Consider the following 19,006-nt stretch of genomic DNA (forward strand, 5'->3'; position numbering starts at 1 on the left):
CCCGCCACATGACGTAGAGCATCAATCGCATCGGCGCGTCGCATAACAGTCTTAAAACTGCAACAGCGCCAAATTAGGCAATGCCTCATCGTCGGGTTTTATGGCCTGCCGCACAGTTTTTGTGCGTTTCAGCATGACGCCTTTGCGCAATGGCTGAAGCGCCTTCTTGAACAAGGCTTTAAGATGAGCGCCTTCACTGCCGGAAACATCGTGGTTTATCGCGTCGGAACGGGAACCGGCGCCTTGTCGAGCGCCGCCACGGCGGTGTTCCTCGACGAATATTCGCCGACGGGCGCATGGGTGCAGTCGATCGCGCTGCCGACCGCCGACAGCGGCGCCAACCAGATGCTGACCGCAAGCGGCTCCGCGACCTCGGAAGGCGAACTCAACCTGTCGGCGGACGGACGTTTTCTGGTTCTCACGGGTTACGACGCCGCGCCGGGAACCACGGGCGTCGCCAGCACCTCGACGTCAACTGTCGCGCGCGTGGTCGGGCTGGTCGGCGCCAATGGCGACGTCAACACCTCGACCGCGCTGACCGACGCGGCGAGCGGCAACAACATCCGCTCGGCGGATTCGAGCAATGGCGTGGACATCTGGGTGGCCGGCGCCTCCGGCGGCTTGCGCTACGCCACCCTGGGCGCGACCAGCTCGATCCAGGTTAGCTCCACCGTCCTCAATCTGCGTGAAGTCGAGATCTTCAACGGCCAGCTCTACGCCACCGACGCCTCCGGCTCGCTGACGCGCGTCGGCGCGGTGGGGACGGGCGAGCCGACGACCTCCGGCCAGACCATCGTCGCCTTGCCGGGCCTGCCGACCTCGACGGGATCGCCCTATGAAATCTTCATGGCCGATCTCTCCGGTTCGGTTCCGGGGATGGACACGCTTTATGTCGCCGACGACGGCGCCGGCGTCTTGAAATATTCGCTGGTCAACGGCAGCTGGGTCGCCAACGGCAAGGCCGGCGCATCCTCGGACGCCTATCGCGGTCTTACGGGGGAAGTGAACGCCGACGGCTCCGTCAGCCTGTTCGCCACCGGCGCCGGCGGCTCCGGTTCGACCGGCGGCGGCAAGCTCGACCTGTTGACCGACGCGTCCGGCTACAACGGCGCCTTCGCCGCGACCGCCAAGACCCTCGCCACCGCCGCCGCCAATGAGGCGTTCCGCGGCGTGGCCTTCGCGCCGGCCGCCGCCGCGCCGGTCGACGCCACGCCGCCGACCCTGGTCTCGGCCGCGCCCGCCGACGATGCGGCGGGCGTTCCCGCCTCCGGCGATCTCGTGCTGACCTTTTCCGAGGCGGTGAAGGCGGGAAGCGGCGCCATCGCCATTTATCGCGACAGCGACAACAGCCTGGTCCAGTCGATCGACGTCCATTCCAGCGCCGTCGCCATCTCGGGACAGCAGGTGACGGTCGATCCGCCGAGCGCTCTTGCGGGCGGGACGGCCTACCACGTCGAGATCGCGGCGGGCGCCTTCGCCGACCTCGCCGGCAACGCCTATGCCGGCATCGCCGACGCGACCAGCTACAATTTCACCACGGCGGCCTCGGAAACCCAGACCCTGTCCTTCGCCACGACCTCGATCTCGCAGGCGGAAGGCGATTCCGGCGTCACCAATTTCACCTTCACCGTGCAGCGCGACGGCGGAACCACCGGCGACGCCTCGTTCACGGTGAAGTTCGCGCAAGGAACCACCGACGCCGCCGATTACGCCGGCGGCGCGCTGCCATCCACGACGATTTCCGGGACCATCGCCGCCGGCCAGACCAGCGCGACGCTCACCATCCCCGTCGCCGGCGACATCGCGCCGGAAGCCAACGAGAGCTTCACGCTGACGCTGGCGGGGCCGCCGTCCAACGATGTCGCCGGAATCGCCATCGCGCTCGGCGCGTCGAACCAGACCGCCGCCGGAACGCTCGTCGACGACGACAGCTACACCCATATTTACGCCATCCAGGGTTCAGGCGCGACCTCGCCGCTCGCCGGCCAGACCGTGACCACCCGCGGCGTGGTCACCGCCGTGGACACAAATGGCGGCGAGAGCAGCCGGGGCTTCTATATTCAGGATGCGGCCGGCGACGGCGATAGCCGCACGTCCGACGCCATTTTCGTCTATGTGCCGAGCGGAACCCTGCCGACGGTCGGCCACATGGTCGAGGTCACCGGCAAGGTTTCGGAATATGTGTCGAGTTCCGCCTATCTCGACAGCCCCACCCTCACCGAGATGAGCGCGAGCAAGCTGTCGGACCTGGGCGTCGGCCCGACCATCGCGCCGGTCCAGATCGGCGGGGCGGGCGGTCTGCTGCCGCCGACCTCCGACATGGCGGCGGGCGCGGCTTTCTGGGAAAGCCTTGAAAGCATGGAGGTCACGCTGAAGGCGCCGACCGCCGTCAGCGCGACCGATTCCACCTATTGCGAAACCTATGTCGCCGTGGCCGGGCCCGACGGAACCACGCCCTACGCCACCGGCATGAACGCCCACGGCGGCCTCACCGTCACGGGCGGCGCGCCGGATTTCGGCCATACCGACGTGACCGGCGGCGACTTCAATCCGGAAGCGGTCCAGATCGACGTCGATACCGGCATGTTCGCCGGCTTCGCCAAGCCGGTGGTCGACGCCGGCGCGCAATTTTCTGACGTCACCGGCATCATGTCCTACGCCTATGGCGTCGAGCAGGTGCTGGCGACCCAAGCCTATTCCGTGACCAAGGCCAGCGCGATCCAGAAGGAAACCACCGCGCTGACCGGCGACGCCGGCCATATGACGCTCGCCAGCTACAATCTGGAAAACCTCGCGCCCGGCGACGCCGCCCGGATCGCCGCCCACGCCAGCGAAATTTTCAACAATCTCGGCGCGCCCGACGTGGTGGCGCTGCAGGAAATCCAGGACAATGACGGGACGACCGTCAGCGCGGTCACCTCCGCCTCCGCCACGCTGCAGGATCTCGTCGACGATCTCAACAGCCAGGCCGCCGCCGCCGGAAGCTCCGCGCATTACGCCTTCATCGATAATCCCTTCCTCAACAACAATGCGCCGGGAACCGCCAATGGCGGCGCGCCCGGCGGCAATATCCGCAACGCCTACATTTACCGCACCGACCGCGTCGCCTTGGTCGAGGGTTCGCTGCGGACCATCGGCGCCGACGGCTCGGCTCTGACCGCCGCCGATCCGACCCAGGTCAGCGACCCCAACAACCCGTTCTGCAGCGCCCGTCCCTCGCTCGTCGCCACCTTCAGCTTCAACGGCCAGACCGTCACGGTGATCGACAATCACTTCTCGTCCAAGGGCGGCGGCGGCGTGCTGGAGGGAACCGATCCGACGCCGCTCGACGCCTATGAGGACAAGCGCGCCGCCCAGGCCCAGGCCGTCAATACCTATGTGGACAGCCTGCTCGCGGCCAACGCGAACGCAAAAATCGTGGTCGCCGGCGATCTCAACGAATTCCAGTTCGAGGAGCCGCTGAAGGTGCTCGAAGGGACCGCCACCGTCTCCGGCTACGCCTATGACAGCAGCCCGGCCATCACCGGAACCTATACGCCGGGCGGAGTCCAGGTGCTCAACGACCTGATCGCGACCCTGCCGGCGCACGAGCAATACGACTATAATTTCGACGGCGACGCCGAGGATCTCGACCATATTCTGGTGAGCAATGCGCTGGCGAATGCGGCGCAGTTCGACGTGGTCCATATCAATTCTGAATTTTCAAACCAGACCAGCGATCACGACCCGCTGGTGACCGCGCTCGCGCTCGGCGGCTTCACCGTTCCGTCCGGCCAGACCCTGACCAGCGCGCAGACGCTCGGCGACGGCCAGAACGGACAGGTGCAGGCCAATGGCGCGTTCGCCGTCAGCGCGACGGGCAAGACCAACGTCTCCGGCGTGACGTTTACGGGCGGCGCCTCGACCCTGACCAACGCCGGCGCGATGACCGCCATCGCGGCCTCGGGCAATGCGCGCGTCGTCGACAGCGCCGCGACGCTGGCGGCGGGCAGCCGGATCGCCATCGTCAACACGGGGTCCATCGTCGCCAACACCAATGACGCCATCCGCATCAACGCCGACCTCAATGGCGCGCTGACCATCGACAATTCCGGAACCATCGTGTCCGGCGCGGTGGACGCGTCCGGGGTCATTTCCGGAACCAAGAGCGGCCAGGCCATCGATCTCGGCGCGCTGACTTCGGGCGCGGCCACGACGACGATCACCAATCGCGCCGGCGGCCTGATCGGCGCCGCCGACGCCGACGCGCTCCGGCCCGGCGCCAACGCCGCCATCGACAACGCCGGCAAGATTCTGGGCCAGTCGGGCGCCGGCGACAGCGGCGACGACGGCGTCGATTTCCAGGACGCCGGCTATGGAGCCGTCACCAACGAAGCCACCGGCCTCATCGAGGGCGCGCGCCACGGCGTCACCGGCAAGCTCGCGATCACCGTGCATAATTCCGGGACAATCTCGGGACAGCTTGGCTCCGGCGTCAACATGGACACCACCGCCGGAACCACCGTGGTCGTCAATTCCGGGACCATCGCCGGCCATGCCGCCGGTTCGACCGATGGCGACGCCATCGACGTCGATTATCTGCTCAGTCTCGACAATTCCGGCTTGATCCAGGCGACGGGAACGTCGAGCGCCGGCCTGTCGGAGGCCGTGACCATCGGCGGAGGAACCATCGTCAACGAAGCCGGCGGCCAGATCGTCAGCGCCCAGCGCGCCATCACCGTCGACGACAGCAACGACGGCGACGCCTATGCCGCCACCACCATCGCCAACGCCGGCCTGATCGAAGGCGACAATGGCGAGGCCATCGCCATTGTCGACACGTTCGCCGACACGCTGATCAATAGCGGAACCATCATCGGCAGCGTCGCGCTTGGCGGCGGCGACGACCGCATCATCCTCAACGGCGGCGGCATTTCCGGAACGATCGACGGCGGCGCCGGAACGGACACGATCGACCTGAACGCCGCCACGGGAACGCTGGGCGCGCTCGTCTCGGTCGAAATCCTCAATGTCGCCGGCGCCGACTGGACGCTGAACGGCGACGGCGTCGCCGCCGTCAACCTGTCGGACGGCGCCCATGTGCTGCGTCTCGGCGCGGCGACGCTGGCCGACGGCCATTTCGACGGCGCCATCGACAATTTCGGCGCGGACGACACGCTGGATCTCGAAGGCGTCGGCCGCGCCGCCACGGCGACGCTCGTCGCCGGCAATGTTCTCAAAATTTCCGGCGGCGCGGGCGATGTCGCCGTCACGCTCGACCCCAACGCCGATTACAGCGAGGCCAAGTTCAGCCTCGCCGACGACGGCGCGGGGGGCGCGCTGGTGACGTTTTTCCACGAGCCCACAGTGACCGTGGCGGAATTCCAGGCGCGACGGACGGAGCTGGACCAGAGCGGCCACCCCTTCGACATCGCCGACACCGCGGCGAATGTCGCGTCCGCACTCGACGCGCTGGCCGGCGACGCGCATATCGCGTCGATCGCGCTGACGGATGCGGGAACGCCGGCGCTCAACGTGACGCTCAAGCAGGCGGCCGATGACGCCGCCGCGCTCGCCCGGATCGCAACGCCGCACACCCTGACCATCGTCGATGTCAAAACCCATGTCGCCAGCCTGACCGCCGCGCAGATCGCCGCCTTGGCGGCGGCGGGCGTGTCGCGGATCTCGGTCACGGATCAGGCTGTCGGGCTGAGCCTGGCGCAGAAGGCGGCGCTCGGATCGTCCGGCGTTGCGCTGATGCAGCCGTATAGCGGCGGCGCCACGCAGATCGTCACATTCAATGGCGACGGCTCGGCCCATGAAATCCAGTGCTTCGGCATCGCCGGCCAGATGTGGGACGCGACCGACGCGATCTATTCCGGCGGCAAGCCCGTATCGGAAAGCTGGACCAAGGACGACGGCCTCTGGCAAACCAAGACCTGGGACCCGACGACCGGTCAGGTCACGGACCTCCAGACCTTCACGCCCGGGACGATCCTTGGCCACGCCTATACGTCCGTCGACACCCAATATGTCAACGGCGTGAGGACGACGGTCGATTACGCCGTCACCGACGGCCACACGGCGCGCGAGACCTTCACCGGCGACGGCGGCTGGCGGATCCTGGTCGACAACGCGCCGGCGCAGGCGAAGACGATGAGCGCCGACCCCGCCAACGTCGGCGGCTACGACATTCTCACCTATGACGCGACGGGCCAATTCGACCACGACGTCATCTTTAATGCGGCGGGCAAGCCCCTGAGCGAGACCTGGGCGAACGGCCAGACGGAGACGTGGAGCTACGACGCCGGCGGGGCCGTGACCGAGGCGGTCATCGCCGGAATCCCCGGCCAGAAGTACGACGCGACCGACACGCATTACGCGAACGGCAAGGCCGTTGCGGAAAGCTGGACCAAGGACGGCGATCCCTGGCAGATCAAGACCTGGGATCCGACGACCGGTCAGGTCACGGACCTCCAGACCTTCACGCCCGGAACGATCCTTGGCCACGCCTACGCCTCCGTCGACAACCAGTATGTCAATGGCGTGAGGACGACGGCCGATTACGCCACCACCGACGGGCATGCCGCGCACGAGACCTTCGCCAGCGACGGCGGCTGGGCGATCTTCGTCGACAACGTGCTGGCGCAGGCGAAATCCGCCAACGCCAGCGGTTGGGAAATCCAGAACTTTGGCCTCAAGACTTCGGGCTATGACGAAACCGACGTGTTCTACGGCGCCGATGGCAAACCGCTGACGGCGGTTTGGCTGTCCCACGGCGCGGCAGTCAAGATCGAGGACTGGAACGCCGACGGAAGCGTGGCCGAGGTCGCCACGGCGACGGCACACGGGACGTCCCATCTCGACCTCTACGCCTTCGACATGTCCACGGTGATGGAATGGACGCCGAACAGCGCGGGGGCGGGCGGCGCGCTGACGCTGACCCAGGGAAATGAGCGCCTGACCGTGGCGGTCGGCGGCGGCGCGGCCGATTACACGATCACGCCGGGCGCCGGCGGCGTCGGCGTCACGCTGGTGTCCGCGACGTCCGAGTTCCTGCACAGGTGATGCGGCGACGCCGGTCCTCGGCGCGTTGACTTCACGACTGAATCGGTCGGGACTCATGACGCGGAGGATCCTCACGGCGCGCCGCGCCGGCGTCTCGATGGATTGATGCCGTGATGACAGCGGAGGCGGCGCGCCCAAAACGGGACCTGCGCCGTCCGCGCACGAAATTGTCGAGGTCGTCGCGGCAGGCCGCCTGACGCGCTTGCGCGGCGGCGCCAAATGTTTCTTTTAAGGCACGAAATTTTCTGCCTAATATATCATCTATATTTCCGAGAATTAGCGTTAAATCGCGCAAAACGCCCAATCGCGCGCCATTTCGTGATCGCGCCGCCCAAACTCCTGAGAAATAAAGCCAGACAGATCAAGGCCGCGCTCTGGGTCAACTGATGGCACAGTGATTGCTACGAACTTTTTGTTCCTAGTGTGAAACGTCGGTAAGCAGCCGCTGCGGCGTCCTCCAGGGCTCGGAGACCCACATGTCAGAATTGAGGAAAGATAGTCTGTCGTTCGTCGAGACGCTGGGCCAATCGGTCGCCAACGTCTCGCCGACCTTGACGCCTGCGCTCTCCATCGCCGTGGTCGCCGGGACCGCCGGCACAGGCTCCTGGTTCGTCTACCTTCTGTCCGCGATCTCCATGCTGGTGGTGGGCGTCAATATCGGCAAATTGGCCCGGCAATTTCCGGTCGCCGGCTCGTTCTTCATCTATGTCTCGCGCGTGCTCGGCCCGTCCTGGGGCATGCTGTCGGGCTGGTCGATGCTGCTGGCCTATCTGGCCACGGCGATGGCGCTGACGGTCGCGACCTCGATCTTCGTCAAGACCATGCTGACCGCCCTCGGCGTGACCGTCGCGCCGCCGGCGCTGCTGCTCTACGTCGTGGTCTCGGCGCTCGCCTGGTTCCTGTCGTCGCGCGACATCCGCCTGTCCTCGCGCATCGGCCTGACGCTGGAGGCCATTTCGGTGGCCATCATCCTGTTCGTCTGCATCGCCATTCTGTTCACGCACGGCTTCAGCCTCGACATGAAGCAGGTCAAGATGGTCGGGCTTGACGCCAGCGCCATTCCGCAGGCGGTGGTGTTCGGCATTTTCGGCTTTGTCGGCTTTGAAAGCGCCGCGACGCTGGCCAAGGAGACGCGCAATCCCGAAGCCACCATCCCCCGCGCCATCAACTGGACGGCGGTCGCCGCCGGCGCCTTCTTCGTCTTCACCACCTATGTCATCACTATGGGTTTCGACGACGACACCGCAAAACTCGCCGGCAGCTCCGCCCCGCTCGCGGACATTTTGAGCGGCGAGAGCCCGCTGCTAACGGCGTTCGTCTATTTCGGCGCGACAATCAGCTCGTTCGCCTGCGCGCTCGCCTCGCTGAACGCGTTCGGCCGCCTGCTGTACTCGCTCGGCCGCTACCAGTTCGTGCACCAGTCGATGGGCATGGTCCATGCGGAGCACAAGACGCCGCATGTCGCCCTGGGCGTCGGCGCCGCCCTCAACTTCGTCCTGTGCGCCGTCCTTGTCGCCGCCGGCTCGGAAACCGAAACGTTCGGCTGGTACGGCACCATGGCTTCGTTCGGCTTCATCGTGGTCTATTTCATGTGCTCGCTGTGCGCGCCGCTCTATTTCCGCCAGATCGGCAAGGAGAAGCGCCGGCACAACATGGTCGGGGAGCTCGGCATGATTCTGATGGGCGGCGCGTTGGTGGGCAGCGTCTATCCGGCGCCGGCCTATCCGCTGAACCTGCTGCCCTATATCTTCGTCGCCTATCTCGCCGTCGGCGTCGCCTGGTACTTCATCCTGAAGCTGCGGGCGCCGCAAACCCTGCTCGGCATCGAGCACGACATGGAAGTCGCCGGCGAAGCCTGACGCCGCCGGGGCGAGCCCTCGCCCCGGTTCTCCCATGAAAGGAATCGCCATGAACGACAGCCCGCCCGTCGCCGCCGCCGGATGGACTGTCGAACTCGGCGAGGCTGGCGACGGCGCCGAATTCCGCGCGGTCTACCGCGGCGAGGATTTCGGCGCCCCGCGCCGCGGCTTGCTCGCCCTGATCGCGCGGGGCGATAGCGTCGGCGGGGCGCCGGAGGAGGCCGCGCAACTCGCCGCCCGCCTGTTCGCCGAAGGCTATTTCGGCGGCCTCGCCACCCTCTCGCCCACGCGCGCCGCCGCCCGCGCCCTGACCAGCGCCAACGCGTGGATGCACCGCCAATCGCGCGCCGACGTCCAGCGCCTGGGCATGGCCGCCTCGCTCTGCGCCGTGGCGCTGCCGGCGTCAAAGACATGCGTGGTGCTGCATCTCGGCGACACCCGCGCCCTGCTGCTGCGCGACGGACAGATTCAGCCCCTCACCGCCGATCACCTGCGCCCGCTGCCCTCCGGCGCTAAAATCCTCACCCGCGCCATCGGCCTCGACCGCGAGGCGCAGGCGGATGTCGTCGAATTCGACGCAAGGCCGGGGGATCGCCTGGTCCTGCTCGGCGCCAGCCGCGCGGAACAGCTTGAAGCCCTGCTGCGCGGCGACTCGCCGCAAATTCTTGCGCAAAACCTCGCCGGATCGGGCGGCGCGGCCTTGGTGCTCGACGTGCGCGGAGTCGCCGCGCCCGAGATCGAGGACATCGCCCGCGATTTCGCCGATCTGCCGCTCCGGCCGCCGCCGCAGGAAGGCGACACGCTCGACGGTTTCGTCATCGGCCGCACGCTCTATCGCGGCCCCTACACTTTGCTGAAGCGCGCCCGCGACGCCGTCGAAAACCGCGATGTCGTGTTAAAGCTGCCGCTGCCGGCCATGGCGCAGGATGCGGTGTTCCAGGCGGGGTTCCTGCGCGAAGCCTGGATCGGCGCCCGCGCGCGCAGCCGCTTCCTGGTGGATTATCTCGACGTCCCGCGCGAGCGGCGCTCCTGTCTTTATCTGGTCATGCCGTATTATCACGGCCAGACGCTGGAGGCGCGGCTCAAAGAGACGCCGCCGGCGTCGCTGGCCGAGGGCGCGGGCGTCGCCGCCAGCCTTTGCGACGCCATCGAGGATCTCGCGCGCAAGCAGGTGGTGCATCGCGACATCAAGCCCGAAAACATTTTCCTGCTCTCCACCGGCGAGATCAAACTGCTCGACCTCGGGCTGGCGGCGCTGCCGGGGCTCGGCGAAGTCCGCGACGATCTCGGCGGCACCACGCGCTACATGGCCCCCGAACTGTTCAAGGGCGCCGCCGCCGGGCCGCGCACGGAAATGTTTTCGCTCGGCGTGACGCTCTATCGCATGTTCAGCGGCGGCGCGTTTCCATTCGGCCGCCGCGAGGCGTTCCCGCTGGCGCGGGCGCGGCCCGACCTGCCGCAATGGTTAGGCGAGATCATCGCCCGCGCCATCGCCGCCGACCCCGGCGCCCGCTTCGCCGACGCGGCGCAATTGCGCGACGCGCTGGAGCACGGCCTGGCGCATCAGAACTGGCGCGCGCCGAACCGGCGCCGATTCGACCCCGCGACGCCCTGGCGGATCGCGACCGCCGTTCTGGCGCTGCTGTGCGTCGCTTTGCTGGTCTGGAAGCGCTGATGTCCGCGCCCGACCTCACGCTGGCGCCGCCGCGCCTCGCCTATGGCCTGGTGACGTCGCGAGGAAAACGTCCGGACAACCAGGATTTCGCCGCCTGCTGCCGCGATCCGTCGCGACGGCGCGGTTTCGTCGCGGCGGTCGCGGATGGCCTTGGCGGCCACAAGGGCGGGCGCGAGGCGGCGGAAACCGTGGTGCGCGCCTTCCTCGACGGCTATTTCGGCGCGGCGCCGCAGCTGTCGCCGCTCGCCGCCGCGAGCCGCTCCATCGAGGCCGCCAACGACTGGATCGCTGCGATCGGCCGACGCGACCCGCACCTGGCGCATATGGCCACAACGTTCACCGCGCTGCTGCTGTCCGAAGGCGAGGGGCGCATCCTGCATGTCGGCGACAGCCGCGCCTATCGCCTGTCCGCCGGCCGCCTGGAGCAATTGACGCTCGACCATGTGGTCGATTTCGGCGAACCCATGCTGCGCCTGCGCCGCGCCATCGGTTTTGACGCGCGCGTGCGCGTGGATCATGTGGCGCTCGACCTGACGCCCGGCGACCGGCTGCTGCTGTGCACCGACGGCCTGCATGGCGCGCTGCCGGCGAAAAAAATCGCGGCGCTGCTCGCCGCCGCCGCCTCGCCGCTACAGGCGGCCAAGGATTTGCGCGACGCCGCGCTGGCGGCCGGCGGCGCCGACAATGTCACGGCGGTGGTGATCGACGTCCGCGCGCCATGACGCGGGGCGTTGGACGGCCTATCATCGGGAGACTCACCGGGGGCGCTTCGCCATGCTGTTTTCCGTCCGTCACCGCACGCTCTACGCCTATTCCGCGCCGGTGCGGCTGGGCGACCATCTGCTGCGCCTGCGCCCGCGTCAAACCGGCGTGCGCATCGTCCGCGAAAGCCTGCGCATCGAGCCGGCGCCGGCGTCGCAGACCGAGCGCATCGACCGCTACGGCAACAGGACGACGGAGGTCGCCTTCGCCGGGGAAACCGACCGGCTGCTGATCGAGTCCCGCTTCGAGCTGGAGACGGACCCGGCGCCTCGGCCTTGGCTTGATGAGCGCGAGATCCGGGCGGAGTTCGGCGGCGGCGCCGGCCCGCGCGTGCGCGCTTACGCCGCCGAACTTTTCGCCCGCACAGGCGGCGACGCCCTGGCCTTTCTCGACGCGCTCACTGGCGATCTTTTTGCGCGCACCGATCGGAAAATTCGTGACATCGGCTACGCCCAGGATCCCGAGGAGACGCTGGCTCGCGCGCGAGGGGCCTGCCGCGATCTCACCCTATTATTCATGGCGGCGGCGCGCAGCCAAAACATCCCGGCGCGTTTCGTCAGCGGCTATCAAGCCCACGCGGAAACGCCGGACGGCAAGCGGCATCTGCACGCCTGGCCGGAAGTTTTCCTGCCCGGCGCCGGCTGGCGCGGCTACGATCCGACGCACGGATGCGCCGCAGCCTCCGGCCATGTCGCGCTCTGCGCCGGCGCCGACCAGCTTTCGACCATGCCGGTGGAAGGCGGTTTTTTCGGCGACGGCGCGACCTCGACGCTGCGGTTCGACCTCGACATTCGCGTCGGGGATGGCAGGGTATGAAAGAATGAATCCAAAGCCGCTTCGAATTCGCGCGCCAAAAATACAATGAGCCGTCCGGACCATGAAACTGCAACAGATCCGTTACTTCCTCGCGGTGACGGAGGAGCGTAACTTCACCCGCGCCGCCGCGCGCCTCGGCGTCGGCCAGCCGCCGTTGAGCATGCAGATCAAGGAGTTGGAGCTGGAGATCGGCGCGCCGCTGTTTCATCGGCTGCGCTCGGGCGCCGAACTCACCGACGCCGGCCGCGCCTTTTTCGCCATCGCCAAATCCATCCCCACGCGCGCGGAGGAGGCGATCCGCGCGGCGCGCCGGGCCGCGCGCGGCGAGACCGGGCGGCTCGCCCTCGGGGTCACCACCACCACCGCGATGAACCCGGCCATTCCCTCCGCCGTGCGCACGTTCAAGCGCAAGTTTCCCGATGTCGAATTCCGGTTCGAGGAAGCCAATTCGCTGCGCCTGATCGACGATCTGCTCGCCGGCGACCTCGATTTCGCCATCATCCGTCCGAACGGGGCCGAGCCGGCGACACTCGCCGTCCACCACCTCATCGACGAGCCGCTGGCGGCGGCGCTCCCCACAGCCCTGGCGGGCCGCTTCGGCCCGGGCGAGATCGAACTCGCGGCGCTGCGCGAACACCCGTTCATCATGACGCCGCCCTCGGCGGGCTTAGGCCTGCGCAACGCCTCGATCCGCGCCTGCATCGCCGCCGGCTTCGACCCGCCGATCGGCCCGGGCGCGCCGCATATCGCCGCCATTCTCTCGCTGGTGTCGGCCGAACTCGGGATCGCGCTGGTGCCGGACTCGACGCGCCGCATCGGCATTGGCGGCGTCGCCTATCGCCCGCTCAAGCCGCCGGTCCCGACGGTTGCGATCGCCTTCGCCCATCTCGGCGAAAACCCGGCGCAGCCCGCGCTGAATTTCGCAAAAATCCTGCTGGCGGTCATGGGCGCCGCCAGAACCGCGTCCTGACCATCTCAGTCATTCGAAAAACAGATCGAACACGCACAAAACATATATTGGACATATGGCCGCGTGGGGACCAAAACCTCCCTCAAGTGAGCGAGGATCATGTCTACAGAACTTGCAGCCGCCCCACCGGCGGATATCGCCGCGTTCGACGCGAATGGCGCCGCGCGCGGCAAGATCGAACGTCCCAACCTTTGGATCGAGCAGGGGTCGCGCGAATTCCGCCGCGCCGGAATCGCGCTGTTTCTGGTGGGTTTCGCCAGCTTTTCGCTGATCTATTGCGTGCAGCCGCTGCTGCCCGCCTTCACCGCCGCCTTTCACGTCGGGCCGGCGCAAAGCTCGCTGGCGCTGTCGCTGACCACGGGCCTGCTGGCGGTGTCGATCGTGCTGGCCGGCGCCTTTTCGCAAGGGCTGGGCCGGCGCGCCCTGATCATCGGCTCAATGATCTCGGCGGGCCTGCTCAATCTCGTGGCGGCGAACGCGCCCGACTGGCACACGCTGCTGGCGGCGCGCGCGCTGGAAGGTTTCCTGCTCGGCGGCGTGCCGGCGGTGTCCATGGCCTATCTGGCCGAGGAGATCGCGCCCAGCCATCTCGGCAAGGCCATGGGCCTCTACATCGCGGGCACCGCTTTCGGCGCCATGATGGGGCGCGTCGGCATGGGCATGATGACCGAATTCGCGTCCTGGCGCGTCGCGATGGGCGGCCTGGGCGTCTTGTGCCTGCTTTCGGCGTTCGCGGCGCTGGCGCTGCTGCCGCCCTCGCGCAATTTCACGCCGGGCGCGGCCAGCAGCCTGAGTTTTCACATGCGGGCCTGGAAGGGACATTTGGGCCGCCCTGAACTGCGGCGCATCTTCGCCATCGGCTTCGTGCTGACGAGCATTTTCGTCACCATCTTCAACTATGCCACCTTCCGCCTGTCCGGCGCCCCTTACGGGCTCGGCCAGACCCAGGTCAGCCTGATCTTCCTGGCCTTCGCCTTCGGCATCGTGTCGTCATCGCTGGCGGGCGCGCTGGCGGACCGGTTCGGCCGCCGCCCGCTGCTGATCGCCGGCTTCGGCCTGATGCTCGCCGGCGTCGGCGTGACGCTGGCCGCGTCCCTGGTCGCGGTGGTGATCGGCATCGCCCTGATGACGACGGGCTTTTTCGTCGGCCATTCCGTGGCGAGCAGCTCGATCGGTCCTCTCGCCGGCAAGACCAAGGGCCACGCCGCCTCGCTCTACCTGCTGTTCTACTACATCGGGTCGAGCGTCACCGGCTCGCTCGGCGGCTGGTTCTGGCAGCACGGCGGCTGGAGCGCCGTGGCCGGCCTCGCCGCCGCCCTGGCCGCGGCCGGCCTCGCGCTGAGCGCGTTCGTTGGCGCGGCGGCGCAGCAGGAATAAAGCCAGCGATCGCAAAAAAGGATTTCGCGCACGTGAATTGGCGCGCCCCGCTCCGGCGAGGCTCAGGCCACCCATTCATAGACGTCGTCGGGCCGGCTGGCGCAAGCGCAGCCGGCCTTGCACGCCTCGCACTGGATCAGCCTGACCCGGCCCTTGCCGACCCAGTGTTGCAACAACTGCCGCGCCGCCTCAGGCGACGAGTCGAAATGCAGCGCGATGTCAGACAAAGGGGCGCGGCGGCGATCCATCAGATAGGCCTTGGCCTCGGTCAATGTCATGGCCATGACGGTCACTCGGCCGGCGCCGCGGCGTGGGCGCGCAGGCGCAGCCTCCCCGCCACGATCATCAGCCCGATCGCCAGCCCGCCGACGCCGAAGCAGGCCGCGAGCGTGTTCGCCGCCGCCGCGGGATCGCGCGCGAAAGTGGCGATCTGGTAGAACGCCACTGCCGACGTATAGCCCAGCAGCGTGTTCCACCCCGCCGAAAACGCGGTCCACCTCAGCCCGGCCTCGTGCCGGATGGCGCCCAGCGCCGCCACGCAGGGCGTGTAGAGCAGGATGAACAGCATGTAGGCGAAGGCGCCGGCTAGGCCGTCGAAGCGGCTGGCCATGGCGCCGAACACGCCGCCTTGAACCTTGAGTTCGGCGGCGGCGGCCTCGGCGTCGCCGGTATAGGACACGTTCAGCCCTAGCGGATCGGCCAGCGCCGACCCGATCTCGGCGAATTTGGCGGGGATGGTGGCGACGGCGTCCGAAAGCTTGGCGAGGACGCCGCTTTCCTTCGGCGCCTCGGCGCCATCGGATTTCGCCTGGACGGCGGCGTCGGCGGCGTAGAGGGAATTCAGCGTTCCCACGATCGCCTCCTTGGCGAACACGCCGGTGAACAGGCCGACGGCGGCCGGCCAGTTCTCGTCGGTCACGCCCAGCGGACGGAACACGGGGGTGACGGCCTGGCTCGCCACCGCCAGCACGGACTCGCGCGTGTTCTCCTTGCCAAAAGTGCCGTCGGTTCCCAACGCGTTGAAAAAGCTGAGGATGGCGACGATCGGCACAATGACCTGTCCCGCGCGGAAAATAAATTCGCGCAAGCGGCGCCAGGCCTGCAACAAGACGGTGTGCGGCGTCGGCAGGTGATAGGGCGGCAATTCCATCACGAAGGGCGAGGTCGCGCCCTGGAGCACGGTGGCCTTGAGCAGCAGGCCGGTCGCCACGGCGAAGCCGATGCCGAGCAGATAGAGCGCGAACACCACATTCTGGCCGTTGCTGCTGAAAAACGCCGCCGCGAACAGCGCGTAAACCGGAAGCCGCGCGCCGCATGACATGAACGGCGCCATCATCATGGTGAGGATGCGGTCGCGGCGGTTCTCCAGCGTCCGCGTCGCCATGATCGCCGGCACGTTGCAGCCGAAGCCGACGATCAGCGGCACGAAGCTTTTTCCGGGCAGGCCGATGGCGCGCATGGCGCGGTCCATCACGAAGGCCGCGCGCGCCATATAGCCGGAATCTTCGAGGAAGGACAGGAACAGGAACAGCGCGCCGATGATGGGGATGAACGTGGCCACCGTCTTGACGCCGCCGCCGATGCCGGTGGCGACCAACACGGTCAGCCATTCCGGCGCGAGGACCGCCTTGAGCGCCGCGCCGACGCCGTCAACGAACAGCGCCTCCGCCGTCAGGCCGAAGAATTCGACGAAGGCGCCGCCCACCTTGATGGTGAACAGGAACATCAGATACATGGCGAACAGGAACACGGGCACGCCGAGGAAGCGGTTCAACACCACCTTGTCGATGCGCCGGGTCAGTTTCAGCGAAATCTTGCGCGGCTGGTGGAAACAGGCGGCGATGACCTCGCCAATGAAGCGATAGCGGCCGTCGGCGATGACAATGTCGGCCTCCTCGCCGCAGGCGTCCTCGATGGCCTGGCCGTGGCGCGCGATCTCGTCCTTCAGGCCGCGACCGGCCAGGGCTTCGGCGAAACCGTCGCCTTCCAGCAGCTTGAGCGCCACCCAGCCGGGATCGACGCCCTTTTCGCGGGCGGCCTCGGCGACTGCGGGCGCAAGGGCGGCGCGCGCGGCTTGCACCGCCGGCGCGTGGGCGACCTCGACCGAGGAAACCGCCGGCGCGCGGCAGGCGCGCGCGATGGCGGCCTTCAGCTCGGCCAGCCCCTTGCGCCGGCTAGCGACCAGCGCGACCACGGGGCAATCCAGCACGCGCGACAAAGCCGCCACGTCGATGCGGACGCCGGTCTTTTCGGCGATGTCCACCATATTGACGGCGACGACGACGGGAACCCGCATCTCCAGCAATTGCGCGGTCAGATACAGATTGCGTTCGAGATTCGCGGCGTCGAGAATGTTGACGACGATCTTGGCCTCGCCCGACAGAATGTAGTCGCGCGCGACCCGCTCGTCCTCGGAGCCTTTCGACAGGCCGCCGATCATGTAGATGCCGGGCAGATCGACCAGATCGAATTTTTCGTCGGCGAACGTGTAACAGCCGACCTTCTTCTCGACGGTGACGCCGGGCCAGTTGCCGACCTGCTGCGTCGAGCCGGTGAGCGCGTTGAACAAGGTCGTTTTTCCGCAATTGGGATTGCCGGCGACGGCGACGACATGAGTCATGCTCAAAGCCTTTCAGCCAGAAGGATGGAGGCCTCGCGACGCCGCAGCGTCAGCGTGAAATTTCGAACCGACAGCTCCAGCGGATCGCCGAGCGGCGCCACCCGCGTCACGGAAAACACGGTTCCCGGCGTCAGCCCCATCGCCAGCAGGCGCTGGCGATACTCGCGCTCGCCTTTGACGAAACCGGTGATGCGGGCGGAATCCCCCGGCTTCATCGTCTGCAGGGAAATCGCACGGTCCGTCATAAGCGCCTCGTTCGGCAATAAGTTCGTTTCGATCAGGCTTCGACTATTCGCGCGCGGCGGGCGCCGGTCAAGGCGATCGCCCGGTTTTAGACTCGTTCAAATTAGTTTCGTTTCCCTTGAACGCCGCCGCCGCGCGGCGTGTTGTTGCGTCTATCGGCGTCATTCGCTTTGGAGAGGCTTCATGACCGGCAAGCGCCCTGGAAGGCTGGATTGCGGCAAGGACGTCGCGAAAGCGGCGCGGTCATGAGGAAGGACGCCGCGAGCGCGCCGGCTGCGCTGGCGCTGGCCTCTTCCGCCATGACCCCGATCCTGTCCGAACTGATCCGTCCTCCGGCGGGCAGCCCCGCCGCCGACCATCGCGGCGAGGGGCGGCGCCTCGCCATCTGGGAGGTGCGCGGCGCCTCGCTGTGCTCGATCATCGGCACATGCCTTTCCCTTGCCGAATTGCGGCGCATCGCGAAAAAATGCGCCGTGGTCGACGACCCCTGGCGCCTGAGCGACTACGACATTCACGGCACGCTGACCGCGCGCATGAGCACGGACAGCGCCGAAGCGCGCGCGGTGACGAAACATCTCGACGCCAAGTTCGAAGGCGCGATCCGCAAAGCGCGTCCGCTGCAAAGCGCCGAGGATTTCATCGCCTATTGGGAGGCCGCCGTGGACGCCGGCCTCGCGCCCGGCGCCTATTGGGCGATGGTCACGCATCCCAAACTGCCGCTTGAGGTGGAAGCGCGCGTCTATGGCGAAATCCACATGATGTCGCACATGTCCGGCGCCTCCAATCGCGGCGACGCCCGCGCCATCGCCGAAGCGCGACGGGAAAAGGGCGAGTTGGCGCGACGGCTGTCGGCGCGGATCGGCGAGCGCGACGCCCGCTTGCGCGAAGCCGACGCCGAGCTTGCGCGGCTGCGCGCGCGCCTCGGCGCGCTGGAGACGCTGGAAGACGAATGCGCGCGGCTGCGGCGCCTCGCCGACGAGAACCTTTTGGCGTCCGAGCTGCGCGCGCATGTCAGCGAACTGGACCTGCTGCGGCAGGAGAACGCGCTGCTGAAACGCGAGTCCACCGGCTTCGAGCTGCAATGCGAGCATCTTCGCGCCCGATTGCAGGCCGCCGAAACCCGGGGCGGCGCCGAACCGCCGCCCGATTGGACGGCGGAGGAAAGCGCGGACGGGAGCGCCGCCGAGGGTGAGGCGAAAACGGCGACACTGTGCGGCCGCTGCCTGCTTTACGTCGGCGGGCGCCCGCAGACCGTGTGCAAGCTGCGCCAGTTGATCGCCGGCCGCAACGGCCAGCTTTTGCACCATGACGGCGGGCTGGAAAACTCGCCCGCCCGTCTGGGCGAACTGGTCCGCCAGGCCGATGCGGTGTTCTTTCCGGTCGATTGCGTCAGCCATGGCGCGGCGGAGGCGGTGAAGAAAATCTGCCAGAGCGAGGGCAAGCCGATGCGGCCGTTGCGCAGCGCCAGCGCCACCACCTTCTTGCGCGCGCTGGAGGCCGATCTGGCCCCGATGACGGAGGCGTCATGACCAACCCCTCGGCGGCGGCGCGTATGGAATTTCTCTCGGTCTGCGCCGCGCTGGCCTTCATGGCCGGCGTGCTGATCGCGGTGTGGTGAGCGCGCCTTGTAAGCGCCC

At 67.7% G+C, this 19,006-nt stretch carries 11 protein-coding genes; 8 read left to right on the forward strand and 3 right to left on the reverse strand.

Annotated features, from left to right (window positions below; genetic code table 11):
- The first annotated feature begins 183 nt into the window (after window positions 1-183).
- From CFB24_RS01325 to CFB24_RS01355, 7 genes are all read left to right on the forward strand, one after another.
- Window positions 184-7,047 carry an Ig-like domain-containing protein gene (locus CFB24_RS01325; RefSeq protein WP_088518766.1) on the forward strand — a complete coding sequence of 2,288 codons (6,864 nt, stop codon included), beginning with the start codon at window positions 184-186 and terminating at the stop codon, window positions 7,045-7,047.
- A 476-nt stretch (window positions 7,048-7,523) separates the two neighbouring features.
- Entirely contained in the window at window positions 7,524-8,906 is a 1,383-nt protein-coding gene (locus CFB24_RS01330) for an APC family permease (RefSeq protein WP_088518767.1), read from the forward strand.
- A gap of 49 nt (window positions 8,907-8,955) precedes the next feature.
- Window positions 8,956-10,581, forward strand: a complete 1,626-nt coding sequence (locus CFB24_RS01335; RefSeq protein WP_158255302.1) for a bifunctional protein-serine/threonine kinase/phosphatase — start codon at window positions 8,956-8,958, stop codon at window positions 10,579-10,581.
- A complete protein-coding gene (locus tag CFB24_RS01340) occupies window positions 10,581-11,303 on the forward strand; it encodes a PP2C family protein-serine/threonine phosphatase (protein WP_158255303.1) in 723 nt (240 codons plus the stop codon). The genes CFB24_RS01335 and CFB24_RS01340 overlap by 1 nt, the downstream gene beginning before the upstream one ends.
- A 52-nt stretch (window positions 11,304-11,355) precedes the next feature.
- Window positions 11,356-12,159, forward strand: a complete 804-nt coding sequence (locus CFB24_RS01345) for a transglutaminase family protein (RefSeq protein WP_088518770.1) — start codon at window positions 11,356-11,358, stop codon at window positions 12,157-12,159.
- A gap of 61 nt (window positions 12,160-12,220) precedes the next feature.
- Window positions 12,221-13,129 (forward strand): LysR family transcriptional regulator, encoded by a 909-nt coding sequence (locus CFB24_RS01350; RefSeq protein ID WP_088518771.1) that lies wholly within the window; start codon window positions 12,221-12,223, stop codon window positions 13,127-13,129.
- 99 nt (window positions 13,130-13,228) lie between these two features.
- Window positions 13,229-14,506, forward strand: coding sequence for an MFS transporter (locus tag CFB24_RS01355; protein ID WP_088518772.1), 1,278 nt, complete (start codon window positions 13,229-13,231; stop codon window positions 14,504-14,506).
- Between the two features lie 62 nt (window positions 14,507-14,568).
- Here the strand turns inward: CFB24_RS01355 and CFB24_RS01360 are convergent, their stop codons facing one another.
- The 3 genes from CFB24_RS01360 to CFB24_RS01370 are packed head-to-tail and all read right to left on the reverse strand — an operon-like array spanning window position 14,569 to window position 17,371.
- Window positions 14,569-14,790 carry a FeoC-like transcriptional regulator gene (locus tag CFB24_RS01360; RefSeq protein WP_111390682.1) on the reverse strand — a complete coding sequence of 74 codons (222 nt, stop codon included), beginning with the start codon at window positions 14,788-14,790 and terminating at the stop codon, window positions 14,569-14,571.
- A gap of 5 nt (window positions 14,791-14,795) precedes the next feature.
- Window positions 14,796-17,126, reverse strand: coding sequence for a Fe(2+) transporter permease subunit FeoB (gene feoB / locus CFB24_RS01365; RefSeq protein ID WP_088518774.1), 2,331 nt, complete (start codon window positions 17,124-17,126; stop codon window positions 14,796-14,798).
- A 2-nt stretch (window positions 17,127-17,128) separates the two neighbouring features.
- The gene (locus CFB24_RS01370) at window positions 17,129-17,371 is read right to left on the reverse strand and encodes a FeoA family protein (RefSeq protein WP_088518775.1); all 243 of its coding nucleotides are present in this window, start codon (window positions 17,369-17,371) and stop codon (window positions 17,129-17,131) included.
- A gap of 243 nt (window positions 17,372-17,614) precedes the next feature.
- On the opposite strand from CFB24_RS01370, the gene CFB24_RS01375 reads away from it, so the two are divergent.
- Window positions 17,615-18,898 (forward strand): DUF2325 domain-containing protein, encoded by a 1,284-nt coding sequence (locus tag CFB24_RS01375; protein WP_088519472.1) that lies wholly within the window; start codon window positions 17,615-17,617, stop codon window positions 18,896-18,898.
- Window positions 18,899-19,006: the final 108 nt, after the last annotated feature.

The sequence above is a fragment of the Rhodoblastus acidophilus genome (assembly GCF_900187365.1).
GTDB lineage: Bacteria > Pseudomonadota > Alphaproteobacteria > Rhizobiales > Beijerinckiaceae > Rhodoblastus > Rhodoblastus acidophilus.

Bases quoted from the DNA above. Each gene is read 5' to 3' on its own strand.
- CFB24_RS01325 (WP_088518766.1), top strand. From the start codon at position 184: ATGAGCGCCTTCACTGCCGGAAACATCGTGGTTTATCGCGTCGGAACG.
- CFB24_RS01330 (WP_088518767.1), top strand. From the start codon at position 7,524: ATGTCAGAATTGAGGAAAGATAGTCTGTCGTTCGTCGAGACGCTGGGC.
- CFB24_RS01335 (WP_158255302.1), top strand. From the start codon at position 8,956: ATGAACGACAGCCCGCCCGTCGCCGCCGCCGGATGGACTGTCGAACTC.
- CFB24_RS01340 (WP_158255303.1), top strand. From the start codon at position 10,581: ATGTCCGCGCCCGACCTCACGCTGGCGCCGCCGCGCCTCGCCTATGGC.
- CFB24_RS01345 (WP_088518770.1), top strand. From the start codon at position 11,356: ATGCTGTTTTCCGTCCGTCACCGCACGCTCTACGCCTATTCCGCGCCG.
- CFB24_RS01350 (WP_088518771.1), top strand. From the start codon at position 12,221: ATGAAACTGCAACAGATCCGTTACTTCCTCGCGGTGACGGAGGAGCGT.
- CFB24_RS01355 (WP_088518772.1), top strand. From the start codon at position 13,229: ATGTCTACAGAACTTGCAGCCGCCCCACCGGCGGATATCGCCGCGTTC.
- CFB24_RS01360 (WP_111390682.1), bottom strand. From the start codon at position 14,790: ATGGCCATGACATTGACCGAGGCCAAGGCCTATCTGATGGATCGCCGC.
- feoB (WP_088518774.1), bottom strand. From the start codon at position 17,126: ATGACTCATGTCGTCGCCGTCGCCGGCAATCCCAATTGCGGAAAAACG.
- CFB24_RS01370 (WP_088518775.1), bottom strand. From the start codon at position 17,371: ATGACGGACCGTGCGATTTCCCTGCAGACGATGAAGCCGGGGGATTCC.
- CFB24_RS01375 (WP_088519472.1), top strand. From the start codon at position 17,615: ATGAGGAAGGACGCCGCGAGCGCGCCGGCTGCGCTGGCGCTGGCCTCT.